This is a genomic window from Pantoea sp. 1B4, from assembly GCF_016925765.1.
GTDB lineage: Bacteria > Pseudomonadota > Gammaproteobacteria > Enterobacterales > Enterobacteriaceae > Pantoea > Pantoea agglomerans.
The window spans coordinates 864,681-885,302 of the sequence record NZ_JAEUWZ010000001.1 but is presented as its reverse complement, the minus strand read 5'-3'; the positions used below and the strand labels follow the sequence as shown (position 1 = coordinate 885,302).

Below are 20,622 nucleotides of genomic sequence, written 5' to 3'. Positions count from 1 at the left end.
GTTGATCTTTTCACTGCCCATCCATTACTGGTTGTAAGCATTCTCGCCGTGGCTGTTTACATCCAGACCTTCACGCTCATGCTCTTCCGGAACGCGCAGACCGACAATCAAATCAGCCAGCTTGAAGCCGATGAAGGCGACAACGCCCGACCAGACGATAGTCAGGCCCACGCTGAAGAGCTGTACCCAGACCTGATGGCCCATGGTGACCCCCTCTGCGTAGCCTACGCCGCCCAGTGAAGAGGAGGCAAACACGCCAGTCAGGATACAGCCGACAATGCCGCACACGCCATGCACGCCGAACACATCGCAGGGATCATCCACGCGCAGCCATTTTTTCAGAGTGGTCACGCCCCACAGTCCCGCCAGTCCGCCGACCAGGCCGATAATTAATGCACCGCCGACGCCGACATAACCACAGGCAGGCGTAATCGCTACCAGCCCGGCAATAAAGCCTGAACAGGCACCCAGCAGCGAAGGCTTACCACGTACCGCCCACTCGCCAAAGGTCCATGACAACACGGCGCCCGCTGTGGCGACAACGGTGTTCAGGAAGGCCAGCGCCGCGATTTCGTTTGCTGCAGAAGCAGAACCGGCGTTGAAACCGAACCAGCCGACATACAGAATGGCGGTGCCGGTGAATACCATTGGCAGGTTGTGTGGTTTGAAGGCCTCTTTACCAAAGCCGGCACGTTTGCCCACCAGATAAGCGCCCACCAGACCGGCGACAGCGGCGTTAATATGCACCACGGTGCCGCCAGCAAAGTCCAGCGCGCCATCCTGTGCCAGGAAACCGCCAGCCCACACCATGTGCGCGATAGGCAGGTAAGCCAGGGTCAGCCAGACGCCGACAAAAATCAGTACGGCAGAGAAACGGATGCGTTCTGCGATAGCACCGACAATCAGGCCCACCGTGATACAGGCAAACGAGGCCTGGAACGCGACATGAATATATTGATAGAAGCTGCCCATGACGGCGGTCAGCTGAATGTTTTTCAGCATCACCCAGTTAAAGCTGCCAAAGAATGCGTTGCCTTCGCTGAACGCCAGTGAATAGCCGTAAACCATCCACAATACGCAGACCAGTGAGAAGGTGACCGCAACCTGGGTCAGCATCGACAGCACGTTTTTACCGCGAATCAAACCACCGTAAAACAGCGCGATACCTGGAATTGACATAAACAGCACCAGCGCGGTGCAAATCATCATAAATGCGTTATCAGCCTTGTCCGCAACGGCAGGCGCAGCCATCGCGAGTGAGGGTAACAGTGCCAGGCTGGTGAGGCCCAACTTAGCGAAAATTTTATTCATTTTTATTCCATCCCATCACAGTACTGAGTCTTTATTACAGAGCGGCTTCGTCGGTCTCGCCGGTACGAATACGGATGACGCGCTGCAGTTCAGCCACGAAAATTTTACCGTCGCCAATTTTGCCGGTGTAAGCCGCTTTACTGATGACATCCACCACTTCGTCTAACTGATCGTCGGCAATAGCGATATCAATTTTGACCTTAGGCAGGAAGTTCACGCTGTAATCTGCGCCACGATAAAGCTCTGCATGGCCCTTCTGACGGCCAAAACCTTTCACTTCGGAGACGGTCAGTCCCTGAATGCCGATAGAGGATAAAGCTTCACGTACATCCTCCAGCTTGAATGGCTTAATTACGACGGTAACCAGCTTCATTGGATCCCCTCCAGCGAGTAAATAGGTAACGTTTACGGACACGCAGGGATATAAGCAAAGCCTGTGCCAGAGTGTGAAAATGACGGTAATCCGTTGTTCAGGCGAGACGCGACAAGGGATGCTTTAAAGAGGATGGGAAACAGAGAGGCCGTACAGGGGAAATTGCAGCGGAGGGCCGCACTCCTTTGGTGCTTCAGGCGTCAAAGGAGTGCATTTATACAGATTAATCCGATAAAGGTGCGCAAAAAAAGGTGCAACTCAGCCTTCATTTGTTACAGCGACGCCCGATACCAGATCTTCACCTGCCTGCTGCAGCTGATACATCTGCCAGTAACGTCCCTGCATCGCCAGCAGTTGCTGATGCGTACCCTGCTCAACCACACGACCACGATGCAGCACCAGAATCTTGTCTGCTTCAATAATCGTTGAGAGGCGGTGAGCAATCACCACCAGCGTGCTGTGCTGGCGCAGCGTCTCAAGCGTCTGCTGAATGGCCTGCTCGGTGCCGGAATCAATATTGGCCGTCGCTTCGTCGAGGATCAGTATCTGCGGCAGATCAACCAGCACCCGGGCCAGTGCCAGCAGCTGCTTCTGCCCGACCGACAGATTATTGCCCTGCTCGCCCAGCCGGGTATGTATTCCCTCCGGCAACGCATGCGCCAGCGGAGCCAGCTGCACCTGTTCCAGCACCGTCCAGACGGCCTCTTCGCTGATGTCACGTCCCAGCCGCACATTCGCCAGCAACGTATCGGCCAGCACCACCGGATCCTGTTGCACCATCGCGATACCGCGCCGCAGCACGGCATGGCTCAGGTCGCTGATGGGTCGATCATCAATGCGGATCTCGCCGCGCGTCACCGGGTAGTAACCCATTAACAGGTTCGCCAGCGTGCTTTTACCACTGCCGGTATGTCCCACCAGCGCCACAAACTCGCGTGGGGCAACCTCAAGATTGATATCACTGAGCACATCGCGGTTTTCACGGTAGGCAAAGCTCAGATTGTTCAGAGTGATACGACCTGAAGCCAGCGGTTGTTGATCTGCACCATACTGCTGCTGTGCAGCATCCATCAGTTCGAAAATACGTTCACCTGAAACCACCGCCTGCTGCAGCATCGATTGCTGAGTGGTCAGCTCAATCAGCGGCTCATTCAGACGCCCCAGATAGGTAATAAAGGCATACAGAACCCCCCACCTCAAACACGCCAGGCATCGAGAAACTAAACAGGATCAGCAGCCCGCATAACACCATCGCTGAAAACAGGCTCAACAGCGGACGCAGCAGAAAGCCATCCAGACGCAGCGTTTCCATTCGCGCCAGATAGTGAGAGCGACTCGCTTCGCCCATTCGCTCACCAAATCGCGCCTGCTGACGAAACTGCTGGATCACGCTCATGCCGCTGATGACTTCGTTAAAGCCATTATTAATGTCTGCCAGATAGCTGCGAACCCGACGGGCAATGGGCGTGCTGTAACGCTGATAGATGAACATCACCACCAGTACCAGCGGAAAGATCATCATCGCCACCAGCGCCATGCGCCAGTCAAGGCTGAACATCGCCACCATCATGGCGCCGACCAGTGCGGCACTGCGCAGCACGGTTGAAACCACCGTGACGTAGAGATCGCGGATGACTTCGGTGTCGTTAGTCACGCGTGAAATAATCTGCCCGACCGGTTGGGTATCAAAGGCACTCAGCGGCTGACAGAGTGCGGCATTCATCACGTCACTGCGTAGCCGCTGTACCACGCCGATAGCCGCTCGGTTAAACAACAGCGCCTGCCAGTAGTGCAGCCCGGCAGCCAGTAGCTGAAGCAGGATAAAACTGACCACCAGTCCGGCGACCACTCCCCAGGGCATCTGATGTTTCGCCACCAGGTTATCGATAAAGTAGCTGACCAGCACCGGTCCGGTCACTTCCGCCGCGGCAGCGATCCACAGCATTCCTACCGCCAGCGACAGGGATTTACGCCACGGCTTACCGTAGCTCAGCAGACGCTTCAGGGTAGGCCACAAGCGTGCAGACTTAGCCATGCGGCACTCCTTTCTCATTTTCATCATCATCCAGCGCCGCTTCCAGTTGCTGGTAACGGTACATGTCCCGATACCAGCCAGCACTGCCGGTCAGGGCGTCGTGGTCGCCCCGCTGCGCCACTCTGCCCTGCTGCAGGACCAGGATTTCACTGGCTTCCGTCAGTGCCGATAAGCGGTGCGCGCTGATAATCAGCGTACGTCCCTGCCCCCCAGATGCGCAGGTTATGCAGGATTTCGTGTTCGGTACGGCCATCGACCGCGGAAAGCGCGTCGTCCAGAATCAGGATTTCCGCATTCAGCAGCAGCGCCCGGGCAATCGAAAGACGCTGCTTCTGCCCACCCGACAGCATCACACCGCGCTCCCCGACTTCCGTTTCATAGCCCTGCGGCAGACGCAGGATATCGTCATGAACACAGGCCAGCATGGCGGCATGCTCAATCTCCTGCTGGGTTGCGCCCGGTTTTCCCAGCGCAATATTGTTCGCCACGCTGTCTGAGAACAGGAACGGTGTCTGGCTGACCACGGCCAGACGGCTGCGCCAGCTGTCCAGCCGCAATTGCGGCAGCGGGATCTGGTGATAACGGATGTCGCCCTGCTGAATATCAAAGTGGCGCTGAATCAGGCTAAGCAGCGTACTTTTGCCACTGCCGGTTGGTCCGCACAGCCCCAGCATCTCGCCGGGTTTCAGCTGGAAGCTGACATCGCTTAAGACCGGACCCACGTTGGCCGGATAGTGAAAGGCACGAATCGCGACCTGCAGCGTGCCCGGTTCAGATGGCAGTGACTTATCGCCATCTTCCACCGCTGGCGCTTCCGCCAGCAGCGCGCCGATGCGGCTCCAGGCGGCGCTGCCGCGTTCAACAATATTAAACATCCACGCCAGCGCCAGCATCGGCCAGATCATCAGGCCGAGATACATCACAAAGCTGGTGAGCTGCCCCAGCGTCATCTCTCCATGCCAGACCAGCCAGCTGCCGCCACCAATCGCCAGCAGGTTTGAGAAGCCGATAGCGATATAGATAGTGGGGTCGAAACGGGCATCGACCCGCGCCACGCGCAGGTTTTTTTCACCGGTATCGCGGGCGATATCGGAAAATTGCTGCGACTGATGCTGTTCAAGGCCAAAGGATTTAATCATCCGGATGCTGGTCAGGCTCTCCTGCGTCTGATCGTTGAGACTGGAGAAGGCGGCCTGTGCCAGCTTAAAGCGATGGTGCAGTTGATTACCGTAGCGATGGATCACGATGGCCATAATGGGCATCGGCACCAGCGCAAGCAGCGTCAGCTGCCAGCTGATCTGCGTGCTCATTACCAGCAGCACCACGCAGCCCATGACCAGCGAGTCGACCAGCGTCAGTACTCCTTCCCCGGCAGCAAACACCACCCGATCCACGTCGTTGGTGGCGCGCGCAATCAGGTCGCCGGTGCGGTGACGCAGATAAAATGCCGGTTGCTGACGACTCAGCTGGCGATAGAAATCTTCGCGCAGCTCAACCGCCAGCTGGTAGGAGGCACCAAACAGCAGCACACGCCAGACATAGCGCAGCAGATAGACCACCACCGCCGTTGCCAGCATGATCCCAATCCACATCATGATGCGGCTGGTGCTCATATTGTCACGCGTCACGCCATCGACAATCACCCCGACCACATGCGGTGGCAGCAGCTGCAGAATAGCAATAACAATCAGCAGGAGGACCGCGCCCAGATAGCGCCGCCACTCCCGCAGAAAATACCAACTTAATTGACTGAATAATCGCACAACGCTGCTCTCAATCTCAGGCCCTCAGGGGGGCGACAGGTAAAGCCGTGGTGTATTTAATCTCTTCCATGGCGAAGCTGGATGTCACATCAATCAGGCCGGGCACCCCGTTCACTACTCGCTTGTAGAAAGCATCATAGCTTTTCATATCGGCCACCTGAATGCGCAGCAGGTAATCATACTCGCCTGCCATACGGTAAAAGGCCATTACCTCCGGCATGCTGCTCACCACCGAGACAAATGCCTGATACCAGTCGCGGCTGTGCTGCTGCGTTTTAACAAACATAAACGCCGTCAGTGACAGTCCGATTTTATCTCCATCCAGCAACGCCACCCGTGCGCGAATAATGCCATCATCTTCAAGCTTTTTCAGGCGCTTCCAGCAGGGTGTGGTGGTGAGGTTGACGGCATCCGCCAGCGCCTGCAGCGACAGCGTGCAGTCATGCTGCAGCAGTGAGAGCAATTTAAGGTCAGTTTTATCTAACATTCGCGGCTCCGGGAGAATCATTTTCTCCATTACCGCCATTTTAGCGGTAATTGTGCAATCTCTTTTTCCTGCACGTGCCATAAAATAGCCGCATCACTTTTTTTACCGGACGCCTGAGATGCACACCTGCTGGATTCGCCACGCTATCAACGAAATTAACGCTGATTTTCAACGATCGGCTGAGACCCATTTGATCCGTTTCGATCTGGCGGACTTTCCCGGTATCTGGTTCTATCTGAAAGATGAAAGTACCCATCCCAGTGGCAGTCTTAAACACCGGCTGGCACGATCCCTGTTCCTCTACGGCCTCTCCAACGGCTGGATTAAACAGGATACGCCGATTATCGAAGCCTCGTCAGGCAGCACTGCCGTTTCTGAGGCGTACTTCGCAAGGCTGCTGGGTCTGCCCTTTATTGCGGTGATGCCGGCGAGCACAGCGAAGCGTAAAATTGAGCAGATCACCTTTTATGGCGGACAGTGCCATTTTGTTGAAGATCCCTGCCAGCTCTATGCTGAATCTGAACGGCTGGCGCGGGAGCTCAATGGCCATTTTATGGATCAGTTTACCTATGCTGAACGTGCCACCGACTGGCGCGGCAATAACAATATTGCAGAGAGCATTTTCCGTCAGATGGAGCATGAACCTTATCCGATTCCCCATACGATAATCATGAGTGCGGGCACCGGCGGCACTTCAGCCACGCTGGGCCGCTATATCCGTTATCAGGGACTGGAAACCAAACTGCTGGTGGTTGATCCGCAGCATTCGGTGTTTTTTGATTACTGGCAGCAGCGTGATGCTACCCTGACCAGCGCGCGCGGCAGCATGATCGAAGGAATTGGCCGTCCGCGAGTGGAGCCGTCGTTTATGCCTGACGTGATCGACGAAATGATCAAAGTGCCGGATGGTGCAACGCTGGCCGCCATGCTGAAACTGGAAAAGATTCTGGGGCGCAAGCCTGGCGCCTCTACCGGCACCAATTTCTGGGGCATGATGCAGGTGGCAAAACGCCTACGGGCAGCGAATCAGCAGGGAGCGCTGGTAACACTGCTGTGCGACAGCGGCGAACGTTATCCCGATAGCTACTATCAGCCTGAGTGGGTGGCAAAACATATTGGCGATATCACGCCATGGCAGCGCGAGCTGGAATAAAAAACCGGACATCCTGTCCGGTTCACGGCAATCCTCAGCATTCGGGGGAATACGCGAGGTCGGGTGTTGCCAGCCAGTGATTTAAATAGTGAGACACCGCCTGTGTCTCGCAATGCCCTAATACCGGCAGATGCGGTAGCGCGGCTTTCAGCTGCGCCATCGCATTGCCCATGATGAAACCCTGTCCGGCCTGCGCCAGCATCTCGCGATCGTTCATCGCATCACCAAACGCCATACACTCCGCCATGGTCAGCGACAGATGGTCACATAACAGTGCCAGCGCGCTGCCTTTATTGCAGCTGGCGGGTAACACCTCCAGACAATCCACGGCAGAGAAGCAGATGTTAGCCTGCTCGCCCAGTGCGGCATCCAGCTCTGTTTTTAGCTGACAGAGGCGCTGATGCTGATCGATAAAGCAGATTTTTGTCACCTGATGCGCGGGCAATCTTTTAAGATCGCACAGCTGATAGCCAAATCCGCTGATCTGATGGGCCACCAGCAGTTCAGGCTGTGGGTGATCGGTAAACCACCCCTGATCGTTGAAAACATGCAGGGTGGCGTGCGTATCCCAGCGGCGGTGGATCACCTCTTCGGCGACCGAAGAGGGCAGATCACGCGCAAAGATCAGATTGCCCTGCCTGTCGTGTACACGGGTACCATTACCGGTAATCAGCCACGCGGGCAGTGTCATTTTTTCCCGTAAGATCTGCATCTCCAGCAGATGGCGGCCCGTCGCCAGCGCCAGATTAACGCCACGCAGATGCAACGCCTGCAGGCTATCCAGCGTCTGCTGACCCAGCTGATGATCCGGCAGCAATAATGTGCCATCCATATCGAACGCGGCTAAACGCACCATGATTTACCTCCTGCTGAAAGATGAACTCCACTATTGCCTGTTAATTGCGGAACTAATAGTGAATACTTTTAAAAAACTGTTCCGGGTTTAACATGCGCCAGCTTAACCGTCTTAATCAGTTCCAGCGTCTGTGGCAGCAGAGTCAGGGCGCCCCACAGCAAACCTGCGTGGCGGAGATGGCCCGCCACTGTATCTGCAGCGAGCGTCATCTGCGCACGTTGCTGTCACAGTGGCAGCATGCAGGCTGGCTCAGCTGGCGCGGCGAGCCTGGCCGTGGCAAACAGGGACAAATAGTGTTTCTGCGCTCACCTGAACAATTACGGCAGCAGTTGCTGCAACAACAGCTCGACGCCGGAGACGCGGCTGAGGCCCTGCAGCTGCTGGATCTGCCGCCGGAAAGGCTGATCAATATGCTGCGGCCATTAATGGGTGGACAGTGGCAGAACGATACGCCGGTGCTGCGCATCCCCTACTATCGTCCGATGGAGAGCACAGAGCCGCGTCAGATTACCGGTCGGGCCGAACAGCACCTGGCTCGCCAGATCTATTCCGGTCTGACTCGCTTTGAGCAGGATGAGCCGGCCGGCGATCTGGCGCATCACTGGCAATATGACGAGGCGTCATCTGGCTGGTTATTCTGGTTACGGCCTCAGCTGATGTGGCACAACGACGAGCCTCTGCAGGCCGCACAACTGGTGGCGCAGTTCCGCCAGCTGTTGCGGGATAGGCGCGTCAGCATGTTACTGGCCGATGTGGTCAGCGTGGATGCGCCCCATCCGCTTGCGGTGCGTTTCGTACTGCGCCGCCCTGATTTCTGGCTGCCCCATCGGCTCGCCCACTTGTTGTGCCTGCTGCCCCATCCCATCGATCCCGTCACGGGCAGCGGGCCGTGGAAACTCAGGCACTTCAGCGCCGAGCTGGTCAGGATTGAAAGTCACGCGCGCTGGCATCTGCAGCGTCCTCTGCTGCAGGCGGTGGAGTACTGGATTACCCCTCAGCTGTTTGATCCCGCTCTCGGCAGCAGCTGTCGTCATCCGGTGCAGATTGCGATAGGCGATGCCACAGAGCTCAGGACGCTGCAACCGGTCAGCAGCAGTATCAGCCTCGGCTTCTGTTATCTGGTCTGCCGACCGCGAGCCGGATTTACCCCTGATCAGGCGCGCACGCTTTTCCAGCTGATCCAGCAAAGCGGCATTGTCAGCCGGTTGCCTCTGGATGAGGGACTCATCACTCCCAGTAAAGAGCTATTACCTGGCTGGAGTGTGCCGCTGATTGATGCTGTCAGGGTTCCCTTACCGGCAACCCTGACGCTGCATTATCAGTTGCCGGTTGAGCTGCACCAGATGTCACAGGCGCTGGTTGCACTGTTAAAACAGCACGGCTGCACCCTGAAGGTAGTTTTTCATCCGGTAAAAAACTGGCACGGCATCGACCCGCTTGATGAGGCAGATATCGTGATGGGCGACAGACTGATTGGTGATGCGCCGGTCTTTACGCTGGCCAGTTGGTTGCAGACTGACCCGCTATGGCAGCCGCTGTGGCCCACACTGCAGGGCGAAGAGATTCAGGCGCAACTGCTGGCTATCCAGCAAATTGCTGACGACGAAACCCGTGCCCGCTCGCTGCATCAGCTTTATCATCAGCTGATGACGGGCGGCATCCTGCTGCCACTGTTCAATTATCGCTATCAAATCTACGCGCCGCCGGGCGTTGAAGGGATTGAACTGAATACGCTGGGCTGGTTCGATTTCAGCCGCGCATGGATCCCGCCGCCCATTGATCTGCCATGCAGCTGTTCAGCGGCGGACTGAGGCATTACCATAAGCGCAAAATTAATTATCAGGAAAACACCATGAAACGCGCTGTTGTAGTTTTCAGCGGTGGACAAGACTCCACTACCTGCCTGATTCAGGCCTTAGAACAATATGATGACGTTCATTGCGTCACTTTCGACTATGGACAACGCCATCGGGAAGAGATCGATGTGGCCCGCGACCTGGCGATTAAATTGGGCGCGCGCGCGCATAAAGTGCTGGATGTCACCATGCTGAACGAACTCGCCGTCAGCAGCCTGACGCGGGATAACATTCCGGTGCCGGCTTATAATCCCGAGGCCAGTGGATTACCCAGTACGTTTGTGCCGGGACGCAATATTCTCTTTCTGACGCTGGCCTCGGTTTACGCTTATCAGGTCGAAGCGGAAGCGGTGATCACTGGCGTCTGTGAGACCGATTTCTCCGGCTATCCCGATTGTCGCGATGAGTTTGTCAAAGCGCTGAACCATGCGGTGTCGCTTGGCATGGCGCGCGATGTTCGTTTTGAGACGCCGCTGATGTGGCTCAATAAAGCGGAAACCTGGGCGCTGGCGGATTACTGGCAGCAGCTTGCGCTGGTACGCGAGCAGACGCTGACCTGCTATAACGGCGTGAAAGGTGATGGATGTGGTGAGTGTGCAGCCTGTCATTTACGGGCCAATGGCCTGCAGGGTTATCTCAACGATCGTGCTGGCGTAATGGCGGCAATGAAAGCAAAAAGCGGTCTTAACTAAGAGTGTCTGAGGTGGCGGCAGAGAATCCGGGTTGCCGCCTTTTTTATCGACTCATGCCATCAGACGCATCAGTCGCTCGCGCAACTCCCCTTCCAGCGCAACCGCCTTCTGAGTCCGCAAATCAATACAGACGAAAGTGAGTGCGGCATCCGCCACCACGGTCTCCTGCCCTGCCAGCAAAACCCGCTGCGCAATAATGCCGCTTTTGCCATTCAACTGCGTGATCTCACTGTCGATAGTCAGTACGTCGCCCAGCACGGCCGGGCGACGGTAGTTGATGTTGATGTTTACCACCACAAAAGCCAGTTTCTGTTCCTGCAACCAGTGGAATGCTTCCACCTCTTCCAGCCACTCCCAGCGCGCCTCCTCCAGAAACTCAAGATAGCGCGCATTATTGACGTGCTGATAGACATCCAGATGATAGCCGCGCACTTTTATGGTGGTCTGCATGATCATGCTCTCCTGCTGCTGTGAATTAACTGGTTGGACCTGTTCACTTTAGCAGAGTCGCCTGTCTATCGTGGGTTAAGCATCACAGATGTGTACTGCTTCACAATTTCAGCCGGGCCGCATTTCGCTCTATCAGCGCATTGCCGATACCCGGCACTTCACTGAGTTGCTGAATTGCGCTAAACGGTCCGTACTGTTCGCGATAGCTCACAATTGCCTGCGCCTTTTTCAGCCCCACCCCATTCATAACGGCAGAGAGCTGTTCGGCTGTTGCTTCATTGATGCTGACCTGCTCCTGCTGTGGCTGCGCGGCTGTTTCCGGCTTCGACGCAGGGTGTGAGCTCTGCGTGACGGCTGCGCTGACAGGTTCAGGTGCCGCAGAGACGCTGCTGTGACAGAGTGCGCCGCCCAGCGCGAGTGAAAGATAGAAGGCAACGAGTTTAGGTTTAGCCATGCTGTGTTTCTCCTTGTGTGTAAACAGCAGCGACAGAGTGGCACTACTGCACACAAGGCTCAAAAGCGGGATTTCAAAAATGGAAAAGGCCGCGAATGCGGCCTTTGATTGTTACAGTCGTTGCGCAGTTTCTGCGAGGCTTACTGCATTTGTGCGGCAGCGCCGTACTTAATTTTGGCCTCTTTACGCAGGTTTTGCAGTAACGCTTCAAACGCAAGCTGCGCATTATTCTGCGTGACGCCTTTGACCATTTCGTCAATCTGCGCCTGCGGCATGCTGCCGGTTTTAACTTTATCAACCGCCACCAGTACCACATTGCCCTGCATATCTTCGCTGACCCCCCCAGGAAGGTTTATTTTCCGCAGGCTGAGGCAGGTTAAAGGCAGTCTGTGCCACCGGATCCTGCGCATTGCGATCAACGGTCTTGCTGGCGCTCAGCGTCAGACCTGCGGCAGTCAGCGCATCCTGCTTACCGGCTTTCAGATCGGTCAGCAGCTTATCGGCCTGAGCTTTCGCCTGCTGCGTCGCTTTATCATGCTTAAGCGTGTCAGTGATCTGCGCCTTAACCTGCTCAAGCGGTTTTACCGCTTCCGGTTTATGCTCACTGATACGCAGCACAAAGGCACGGTCGCCATCGACAGTGATGATATCGGAGTTGTTGCCCGGCGCGCCGTTTTGCCCGACCAGACCGCCATTAAAGATCGCCTGCTTCACCGCATCAAAGTTAAGCTCATCTGGCAGCGTATCCTGACTGAACCAGCCAGTCTCTTTCGCTTTCAGACCAGAAGCCTGCTCTGCACCCGCCAGTGACTCATTGTCATTGCTGGCCGCTTCGCTGACTTTCTGTTGCACTTTGTAGAAGGCATCAACGCCCTTCTCCTGCTTCACTTTCGCTGCAATGGCGCTGCGCACTTCATCCAGTGGTTTAACCTGCTCTGGCTGAATATCGTCAAGACGAACCACCAGGAAGCCCACTGAAGATTTGATGACGCCTGACATCTGGCCTTTCTCAGTCAGACCGGCATTTTTCAGCTCATCCGGAGTCGTAGAGGGTTCCAGCCAGCCCATATCGCCGCCCTTACGCGCCGAGATCGGGTCAATGGATTTGGCTTTTGCCACGTCAGCGAAGCTGGCACCCGCTTTCAGCTGCGCCAGGACCGCATTGGCATCGGCTTCAGTTTTGGTCTGAATGACGCTGTAGCGCGTACGCTGTGGCTGCGAATAGTCCGCTTTATGCTGGTCGTACCAGGCCTGAATGTCGGCCTCGCTGGCATCCTGCTGCATGCTGGCCGCATCCATCAGGAGGTAGCTGACACGGAACTGCTCAGGTGCCATAAAGCTGGTTTTATGCTGCTGATAATACTGACTGATTTCGTCGTCAGTAACGGCCTGCTTCGCCGCCAGTGCATTGACGTCCAGCGTCGCCTGACGAATCTCACGCTGCTGTGAAACCAGGTCCACCAGTTTGCTGGCTTCGCCTTTCAGCGTGAAGTCGGTGTTAGCCACGGCATTGATCAGCTGTTGATTGGAGAGCTGCTTACGCAACGCTTCGGCATACTGGTCGGCGCTGAAGCCCATGTTGCTGATCAGACTCAGATATTTGGCATTGTCGAATTTACCGTTGGTCTGAAAAGCCTGCTGATTGAAGATAGCCTGCTTCACCTGATCGTCACTGATGCTGAGGCGGAGATCTTTGATGTAGCTATCAAGCAGCGCCTGATCGATTAGCTGCGACAGCGCCTGCTGGCGAATCTGCTGCATGTAGCCATCGTTGCTGGCCAGCTGTGAGAACTGATCGCCCAGCATCTGCTGCTGACGACTGCGCTCGCTGTTGAACGCCTGCTCCAGCTGTCCCCGGCTAATCTCCTGGCCGTTAACTTTGGCCGCATAGTCGTTATTGCCGCCAATCAGATAGTTGCCAACGCCCGTCAGCACAAAGGAGAGGATAATCAGCCCCAAAATAATCTTGAGCACGACATGGTTCGACGCCGCGCGTAAATTGTCCATCATGGTATGGCAACACTCCGCTGTAGTGTGAATGTAAAGCTCGGTCGCAATTCGCCATTGGCTGGCGACTCACGCAACTGCTGGCTTAGCTGGCAGTCTCAATCCGGTCCAGGTCCATCTTACGGCCCGATTCTCACCGGTTAAAACAAAAAAAGGCACATCTGATTGATGTGCCCGTATGTTACATGAGAACGGGTTAATCGTCCTCTAATCCACTGAAGAAAATGCGTCAATGAATCTATTCGTTGTTATTAATTGACAGCGTCTTTCAATGCTTTACCAGCACGGAAGCCTGGTACTTTACCGGCCGGGATGGTGATCTCTTTACCGGTTTGCGGGTTGCGGCCGGTACGTGCAGCGCGGTCACGCACAGAGAATGTGCCGAAACCTACCAGAGCCACTTCATCACCGTCTTTCAGCGCATCTGAAACTGAGCCCATAAATGCATCTAAAACACGTCCCGCTGCAGCTTTAGAAATATCAGCATCGGCAGCAATTTTGTCGATCAATTGTGACTTATTCACTCTCTTCATCCCCTCTTTTATTATTTCACATCGTACCCTGCATCCGGCAGGGTGCGAACGCGCAGCAAGTTATATCAAGCCTGTGGAGCCGAAACAACGGAATTTCTCTGAGAACGTCGCGTCGGCAGCCACCTAAATTAACGGCACAAAAAAAAGCTGGCAAGCGCCAATTGCCTTGCCAGCTCCGCTTTTTAACGGTTTTTGCCGTTAATCACTATTTTGCTGTTACAACCTGCATACCGTATGGCGCATTTTCCAGTGCCAGATTCAGCACCTCTTCAATGCGTTTCACCGGATGGATCTCCAGATCGGCGATCACGTTCTGTGGAATCTCTTCCAGGTCGCGCTTGTTGTCGTCAGGGATCAGCACGGTTTTAATGCCACCACGGTGCGCTGCCAGCAGTTTCTCTTTCAGCCCGCCAATCGGCAGCACCTGACCACGCAGGGTGATCTCACCGGTCATCGCCACATCCGCCCGCACCGGGTTACCGGTCAGACAGGAGACCAGCGCAGTACACATGGCGATACCGGCACTTGGACCATCTTTCGGCGTAGCGCCTTCAGGTACGTGAACGTGAATATCACGTTTTTCGTAGAAGTCACCATTGATGCCCAGCTTCTCGGCACGGGCACGCACCACGGTCAGCGCAGCCTGAATCGACTCCTGCATCACTTCACCCAGAGAACCGGTGTAAGTCAGCTTGCCTTTACCTGGTACGCAGGCGGTTTCGATGGTCAGCAGATCGCCACCCACTTCGGTCCATGCCAGACCCGTTACCTGACCCACACGGTTTTCGCTGTCCGCACGACCGTAGTCGAAGCGCTGAACGCCCAGGAAATCCTTGAGGTTTTCGCCATTGATAGTGATGTGCTTTTTCGTCTTGTCCATCAGCAGCGATTTAACCGCTTTACGGCACAGTTTCGACAGCTCACGCTCAAGGCTACGCACACCGGCTTCACGGGTGTAGTAACGGATAATGCCCACAATCGCGCTGTCTTCAACCGTAATTTCATTGGCTTTCAGGGCATTGCGCTCAATCTGCTTGGTCAGCAGATGCTGCTTAGCGATGTTCAGTTTTTCATCTTCGGTGTAACCCGACAGACGAATTACTTCCATACGGTCCAGTAGCGGTGCCGGGATGTTCATTGAGTTCGATGTAGCAACGAACATCACATCAGAAAGGTCATAGTCGACTTCCAGATAGTGGTCGTTGAACGCAATGTTCTGCTCAGGATCAAGCACTTCCAGCAGCGCTGAAGCCGGATCGCCGCGCATGTCAGAGGACATTTTGTCGATTTCATCCAGCAGGAACAGTGGGTTTTTAACCCCGACTTTCGCCATTTTCTGGATTAATTTACCCGGCATAGAGCCGATGTAAGTACGACGGTGACCGCGGATTTCAGCTTCATCACGCACGCCACCCAGCGCCATACGCACATATTTGCGTCCGGTTGCTTTGGCGATCGACTGACCGAGAGAGGTTTTACCTACCCCTGGCGGTCCGACCAGGCACAGAATCGGCCCTTTGATTTTGCTGACGCGACTCTGAACCGCAAGATACTCAAGAATACGATCCTTCACGCGCTCCAGCCCGTAATGGTCGGTATCCAGCGTCTCCTGCGCTTTACGCAGATCTTTCTTCACTTTACTGCGCGCGTTCCACGGAACCTGCACCATCCAGTCGATATAGCCGCGAACCACGGTCGCTTCAGCGGACATCGGGGACATCATCTTCAGCTTCTGCAGCTCAGCTTCCGCTTTCTCGCGCGCTTCTTCCGGCATTTTTGCCGCATCGATTTTGCGTTTTAACGCTTCGTACTCGTCGGGCGCGTCGTCCATCTCGCCCAGCTCTTTCTGAATCGCCTTCATCTGCTCATTCAGATAGTACTCGCGCTGGCTCTTCTCCATCTGCTTCTTAACACGGTTGCGAATGCGCTTCTCAACCTGCAGCAGATCGATTTCAGATTCCATCATCGCCATCAGATATTCCAGACGTTCGTTGACGTCGGACATCTCCAGCACAGACTGTTTGTCTGCCAGCTTCAGTGGCATATGTGCTGCGACGGTGTCGGCAAGGCGGGCCGCATCGTCAATGTTGTTCAGCGAGGTTAAAACCTCGGGTGGGATCTTTTTGTTGAGTTTGATGTAGCCTTCAAACTGATTGATCGCCGTGCGCACCAGCACTTCCTGCTCGCGCTCTTCAATCTCTGGCGAAACCAGATATTCAGCTTGTGCCACAAAATGGTCACCGTTATCGGCCAGCGTCGTAATGTGGGCGCGCTGTAAACCTTCGACCAGGACTTTGACGGTGCCATCCGGCAGTTTCAGCATTTGTAATACTGATGCAACGGTCCCTACTGAGAAGAGATCGTTAATGCCAGGTTCATCCGTTGAAGCCTCTTTCTGTGCGACCAGCATGATTTTTTTATCATGATCCATTGCGGCTTCAAGGCACCGAATTGATTTTTCCCGGCCAACAAACAACGGAATTACCATGTGCGGATAAACCACCACGTCGCGCAGCGGCAACACGGGGATTTCAATGCGTTCAGAACGCTCAGGATTCATAGAGCTCTCTCTTTGTTTAATGTCCGCCAGGTGATGGGAACCGCATCAGGCAGGTATGCAGTTAAACCCACAGGTATCTGAGTATATGGGGATGATTGTCCGACATTCAACGTCACAGAGGCGAGAAAAGCAAAAGGGGAAACATTTTCCCCTTTTTTATTACGACAAGATGGACGATCTGTTTAATTATTCGCCAGATGCCTGGGCTTCATGCTTACCGTAGATCAACATGGGCTCAGACTGACCTTCAATAACTGATTCATCAATCACTACTTTTTCCACGTCGTCCATGGAAGGCAGGTCATACATCGTTTCCAGTAACGCGCCTTCTACAATTGAACGCAGACCACGTGCACCGGTTTTACGTGACATCGCTTTCTTAGCAATGGCGGTTAACGCCTCGTCACGGAACTCCAGCTCAACGCCTTCCAGGTTAAACAGCGCCTGGTACTGTTTGGTCAGGGCGTTCTTCGGCTCACGCAGAATCTGAATCAGCGCTTCTTCGCTCAGCTCGCTCAGGGTCGCAACAACAGGCAGACGACCGATAAACTCAGGGATCAGACCAAACTTGATCAAATCTTCTGGTTCACACTGCGCAAGCAGTTCGCCTTCGCTGGCTTTCTGCGATTTCCCTTTCACGGTCGCGCCGAAGCCGATACCGGATCCGGTTTCAACACGCTGGGCGATCACTTTGTCCAGGCCGGCAAATGCGCCGCCGCAGATAAACAGAATTTTAGAGGTATCAACCTGTAAAAATTCCTGCTGCGGATGCTTACGTCCACCCTGCGGGGGGAACGGCAGCCACGGTGCCTTCAATCAGTTTAAGCAGTGCCTGCTGTACGCCTTCGCCTGACACGTCACGGGTAATCGACGGGTTATCAGACTTACGTGAGATTTTGTCGATTTCATCGATGTAAACGATGCCGCGCTGTGCTTTCTGTACGTCGTAGTCGCATTTCTGCAGCAGTTTCTGGATGATGTTTTCAACATCTTCACCCACGTAACCGGCTTCAGTCAGCGTGGTGGCATCAGCCATGGTAAACGGCACATCCAGCAGGCGTGCCAGCGTTTCTGCCAGCAGCGTTTTACCACTACCGGTCGGGCCAATCAGCAGAATGTTGCTTTTGCCCAGCTCGATACCATTGCTGGTATCGCCGTTGCGCAGACGCTTGTAGTGGTTGTAAACCGCAACCGCCAGCACTTTCTTCGCTCTTTCCTGACCGATGACATAATCATCGAGGTGATGGCGAATTTCATGTGGGGTTGGCAACGCACTACGTTCACGATGCGGGGCAACTTCCTTAATCTCTTCGCGAATGATGTCGTTGCACAGGTCAACACACTCATCGCAGATATACACTGACGGCCCGGCAATCAGCTTTCGCACTTCATGCTGGCTTTTGCCGCAAAAAAGAGCAGTACAGCAACTTTCCTGAACCGTCTTTGCGCTTATCTGTCATCAGTTAACCTCTTCTTGTTCTCAGGCCATACCCGCGTACGGCTCAGGCCGTGCGGAGACGGCCGAAATTCATTCAACCCATAATAGTACCGTTGTCCTGTTAACTATAGACCAGGGACAACGGTAAGTCGGGTCTTATTGGCGATGCGTCAGAATTGAATCGACTAATCCATACTCTACCGCTTCATTTGCAGAGAGGAAACGGTCACGCTCGGTGTCACGCTCAATTTCTTCCAGCGTTTTACCGGTGTGCTCAGCCATCAGCTCATTCATACGCTGCTTAACTTTAAGGATTTCGCGCGCGTGGATCTCGATGTCTGACGCCTGCCCCTGATAACCGCCCAGCGGCTGGTGGATCATCACACGTGAGTTTGGCAGACAGAAACGTTTGCCTTTGGTCCCCGCCGTCAGCAGGAAAGCACCCATAGAACAGGCCTGACCCATACAGATAGTGCTGACATCCGGTTTGATAAATTTCATGGTGTCGTAGATCGACATACCGGCCGTGATGACACCGCCTGGCGAGTTAATGTAGAGATAGATATCTTTTTCCGGGTTTTCAGCTTCCAGAAACAGCATCTGCGCCACAATCAGATTAGCCATGTGGTCTTCGACCTGGCCAGTCAGAAAAATGACGCGCTCTTTAAGCAGACGGGAGTAGATGTCGTAAGAACGCTCACCACGCGAAGTTTGTTCAACCACCATTGGCACCAGCGCATTGTGCGGTGCTGTATATTCACGATCGCCACTGTATGACATTACCGTCTCCTGGATAAATTTCATTGGCAACATTCTGTACCGATTCTACGTAAGACGCGCGGGAAACTCCACGCCGCGCCTTTTTCCGACACCTTCAGGACGGTTAATCAGCCAGCCTCACTCTTATTTCTGCATACTCCCTGTATCTGGGGATGCTGCACGCATGTTTCAAGCATAACAATCTTTTCCCTGTTCGCTAACCCGGAAAAAGCGATGCGTGAATAATTCGCCTGTTTATTAAACAAATAGCGGCGAAGAGTGGCTATCCGGACGCAAAACACAAAAAAAGCCCGCGACTTTTCAGTCACGGGCTTAGCACAGACGGTTAAATGCGTGATCAGGCCTGAGCGGTCTGATTCATCAGATCCTGGAAGTTGGTCTCTTTCTCGGTCACTTTAGCTTTCGCCAGGACCGCTTCAACCGCTTGCTCTTCCAGCGCAACGTTGCGCATATTGTTCATCAGCTCGTTATTCTTGCTGTAGAACTCGATCACTTCCTGCGGATCTTCATACGCAGAAGCCATCTCTTCAATCATGGTGCTTACGCGTGCTTCGTCAGCTTTCAGCTCGTGGGTACGAATCACTTCGCCCAGCAGCAGACCGACAACCACACGGCGTTTAGCCTGCTCTTCGAACAGTTCGCGTGGCAGTTCCAGCGCCTGCTGTTCGTTGCCACCGAAACGCTGTGCAGCCTGACGACGCAGAACGTCGATTTCGCTGTCAACCAGCGCAGCTGGCACGTCGATTTCGTTCGCTTCAACCAGACCGTCGATTGCCTGAGTTTTGATGCGATTACGGATAGCGCCTTTCAGCTCGCGATCCATGTTCTTACGTACTTCAGTACGCAGACCGGCAACTGAACCATCTTCAACGCCGAAACGTTTGATGAACTCTTCAGTCAGCTCTGGCAGTTCGCGCGTTTCAACTTTCTTCAGCACGATCTCGAACTTCGCATCTTTCCCTTTCAGGTTTTCTGCGTGGTAGTCGTCCGGGAATTTCACGTCGATAGTGAAAGTTTCGCCCGCTTTGTGACCCACAACGCCTTCTTCAAAGCCTGGGATCATGCGGCCCTGGCCCATGGCCAGAACGAAATCAGAGGCTTTGCCGCCTTCGAACTCTTCACCATCCACAGAACCGTTGAAATCGATAGTGGCACGATCTTCCGGACCTGCTGCAGCGTCGCTTTCGATCCAGTTGGCCTGCTGCTTGCGCAGAGTGTCCAGCATGGTATCAACGTCAGCATCAGTTACTTCAACGACAGGTTTTTCGACTTCGATGTTTTCCAGGCCTTTCAGCTCAACTTCCGGATAGACTTCGAATTCAACCGCGTAGGTGAAATCCTGACCTTCTTTGTATTCGCCTGGCACGTAGTTCGGTGCGCCAGCCGGATTAATTTTTTCTTTGATGATGGCGTCAACAAAGTTGCGCGTCATCAGCTCGCCCAGCACGTCCTGACGGACAGAAGCGCCGTAACGCTGTGCCACGATGTTCATCGGCACTTTGCCTTTACGGAAACCATCGATGCGAACTTTCCTGGCAACGTCAACCAGTTCTTTTTTTACAGCGCTTTCGATGCTGTCAGCAGCGACAGTAATCGTAATGCGACGGCCCAGGCCCTGAGTGGTTTCTACAGAAACTTGCATCTTGTTACCTCAAAAAATCACGTGCTCGGTCAACTTCAGACACCACACATAGTGAAATGCGCCGTATCCAACAACCGGGACGGCTTCCGTGAAGAGAACCTGATCCCTGTTACCAGAAGCGTCCCGAAGACATTCCGGAAAAATAGACGCAGCATTATAGCGGCATCGCTGGAATGAGTCGAGGATGCTAACTCACCACTTTTCAGCAGGTTTGCTGCTTTTTTGAGCCAGG

At 54.5% G+C, this 20,622-nt stretch carries 13 protein-coding genes and 4 pseudogenes; 3 read left to right on the top strand and 14 right to left on the bottom strand.

Features of this window, described 5'->3' with window-relative positions; genetic code table 11:
* Positions 1 to 24 precede the first annotated feature (24 nt).
* The 5 genes and pseudogenes from amtB to JNO11_RS04085 all read right to left on the bottom strand — a co-directional run bounded on the left by amtB (position 25) and on the right by JNO11_RS04085 (position 5,969).
* Positions 25 to 1,311 (bottom strand): ammonium transporter AmtB, encoded by a 1,287-nt coding sequence (gene amtB, locus JNO11_RS04105; RefSeq protein WP_010255877.1) that lies wholly within the window; start codon positions 1,309 to 1,311, stop codon positions 25 to 27.
* Between the two features lie 34 nt (positions 1,312 to 1,345).
* Positions 1,346 to 1,684, bottom strand: a complete 339-nt coding sequence (glnK, locus tag JNO11_RS04100; RefSeq protein WP_325176951.1) for a P-II family nitrogen regulator — start codon at positions 1,682 to 1,684, stop codon at positions 1,346 to 1,348.
* A gap of 258 nt (positions 1,685 to 1,942) precedes the next feature.
* Positions 1,943 to 3,719: pseudogene (locus tag JNO11_RS04095) on the bottom strand (SmdB family multidrug efflux ABC transporter permease/ATP-binding protein).
* Positions 3,712 to 5,482, bottom strand: a pseudogene (locus JNO11_RS04090) (SmdA family multidrug ABC transporter permease/ATP-binding protein). Before JNO11_RS04090 ends, JNO11_RS04095 begins: the two co-directional pseudogenes overlap by 8 nt.
* A 16-nt stretch (positions 5,483 to 5,498) precedes the next feature.
* Positions 5,499 to 5,969, bottom strand: coding sequence for an Lrp/AsnC family transcriptional regulator (locus tag JNO11_RS04085; protein ID WP_152689906.1), 471 nt, complete (start codon positions 5,967 to 5,969; stop codon positions 5,499 to 5,501).
* Positions 5,970 to 6,087: 118 nt separating this feature from the next.
* On the opposite strand from JNO11_RS04085, the gene JNO11_RS04080 reads away from it, so the two are divergent.
* On the top strand, positions 6,088 to 7,122 hold the full coding sequence (locus JNO11_RS04080; protein ID WP_010255863.1) for a PLP-dependent cysteine synthase family protein: 1,035 nt from the start codon (positions 6,088 to 6,090) through the stop codon (positions 7,120 to 7,122).
* Between the two features lie 34 nt (positions 7,123 to 7,156).
* Here JNO11_RS04080 and cof read toward each other — a convergent pair whose 3' ends face one another.
* Positions 7,157 to 7,978, bottom strand: coding sequence for an HMP-PP phosphatase (gene cof / locus JNO11_RS04075; RefSeq protein ID WP_033779652.1), 822 nt, complete (start codon positions 7,976 to 7,978; stop codon positions 7,157 to 7,159).
* Positions 7,979 to 8,070: 92 nt separating this feature from the next.
* Between cof and JNO11_RS04070 the strand changes: the two genes are divergently transcribed.
* Both JNO11_RS04070 and queC read left to right on the top strand, forming a co-directional pair.
* Positions 8,071 to 9,789: an SgrR family transcriptional regulator gene (locus tag JNO11_RS04070; RefSeq protein ID WP_325176950.1), complete on the top strand. Its 1,719-nt coding sequence runs from the start codon at positions 8,071 to 8,073 to the stop codon at positions 9,787 to 9,789.
* A 41-nt stretch (positions 9,790 to 9,830) separates the two neighbouring features.
* Positions 9,831 to 10,526, top strand: coding sequence for a 7-cyano-7-deazaguanine synthase QueC (queC, locus tag JNO11_RS04065; protein WP_031592184.1), 696 nt, complete (start codon positions 9,831 to 9,833; stop codon positions 10,524 to 10,526).
* Positions 10,527 to 10,577: 51 nt separating this feature from the next.
* Here queC and JNO11_RS04060 read toward each other — a convergent pair whose 3' ends face one another.
* From JNO11_RS04060 to tig, 8 genes and pseudogenes are all read right to left on the bottom strand, one after another.
* Positions 10,578 to 10,976 (bottom strand): YbgC/FadM family acyl-CoA thioesterase, encoded by a 399-nt coding sequence (locus tag JNO11_RS04060; protein ID WP_010671209.1) that lies wholly within the window; start codon positions 10,974 to 10,976, stop codon positions 10,578 to 10,580.
* Positions 10,977 to 11,076: 100 nt separating this feature from the next.
* A complete protein-coding gene (locus JNO11_RS04055; protein ID WP_060679592.1) occupies positions 11,077 to 11,430 on the bottom strand; it encodes a helix-hairpin-helix domain-containing protein in 354 nt (117 codons plus the stop codon).
* A 140-nt stretch (positions 11,431 to 11,570) separates the two neighbouring features.
* A pseudogene (gene ppiD / locus JNO11_RS04050) lies at positions 11,571 to 13,440 on the bottom strand (peptidylprolyl isomerase).
* Between the two features lie 248 nt (positions 13,441 to 13,688).
* The gene (gene hupB / locus JNO11_RS04045; protein WP_009091701.1) at positions 13,689 to 13,961 is read right to left on the bottom strand and encodes a nucleoid-associated protein HU-beta; all 273 of its coding nucleotides are present in this window, start codon (positions 13,959 to 13,961) and stop codon (positions 13,689 to 13,691) included.
* Between the two features lie 214 nt (positions 13,962 to 14,175).
* Complete coding sequence (gene lon, locus JNO11_RS04040; RefSeq protein WP_010255415.1) at positions 14,176 to 16,530, bottom strand: endopeptidase La; 2,355 nt, start codon at positions 16,528 to 16,530, stop codon at positions 14,176 to 14,178.
* A gap of 186 nt (positions 16,531 to 16,716) precedes the next feature.
* Positions 16,717 to 17,990, bottom strand: a pseudogene (clpX, locus tag JNO11_RS04035) (ATP-dependent protease ATP-binding subunit ClpX).
* Between the two features lie 134 nt (positions 17,991 to 18,124).
* Positions 18,125 to 18,748 carry an ATP-dependent Clp endopeptidase proteolytic subunit ClpP gene (gene clpP, locus JNO11_RS04030; protein WP_010255410.1) on the bottom strand — a complete coding sequence of 208 codons (624 nt, stop codon included), beginning with the start codon at positions 18,746 to 18,748 and terminating at the stop codon, positions 18,125 to 18,127.
* 337 nt (positions 18,749 to 19,085) lie between these two features.
* The gene (tig, locus tag JNO11_RS04025) at positions 19,086 to 20,390 is read right to left on the bottom strand and encodes a trigger factor (RefSeq protein ID WP_010255408.1); all 1,305 of its coding nucleotides are present in this window, start codon (positions 20,388 to 20,390) and stop codon (positions 19,086 to 19,088) included.
* Between the last annotated feature and the right edge of the window lie 232 nt (positions 20,391 to 20,622).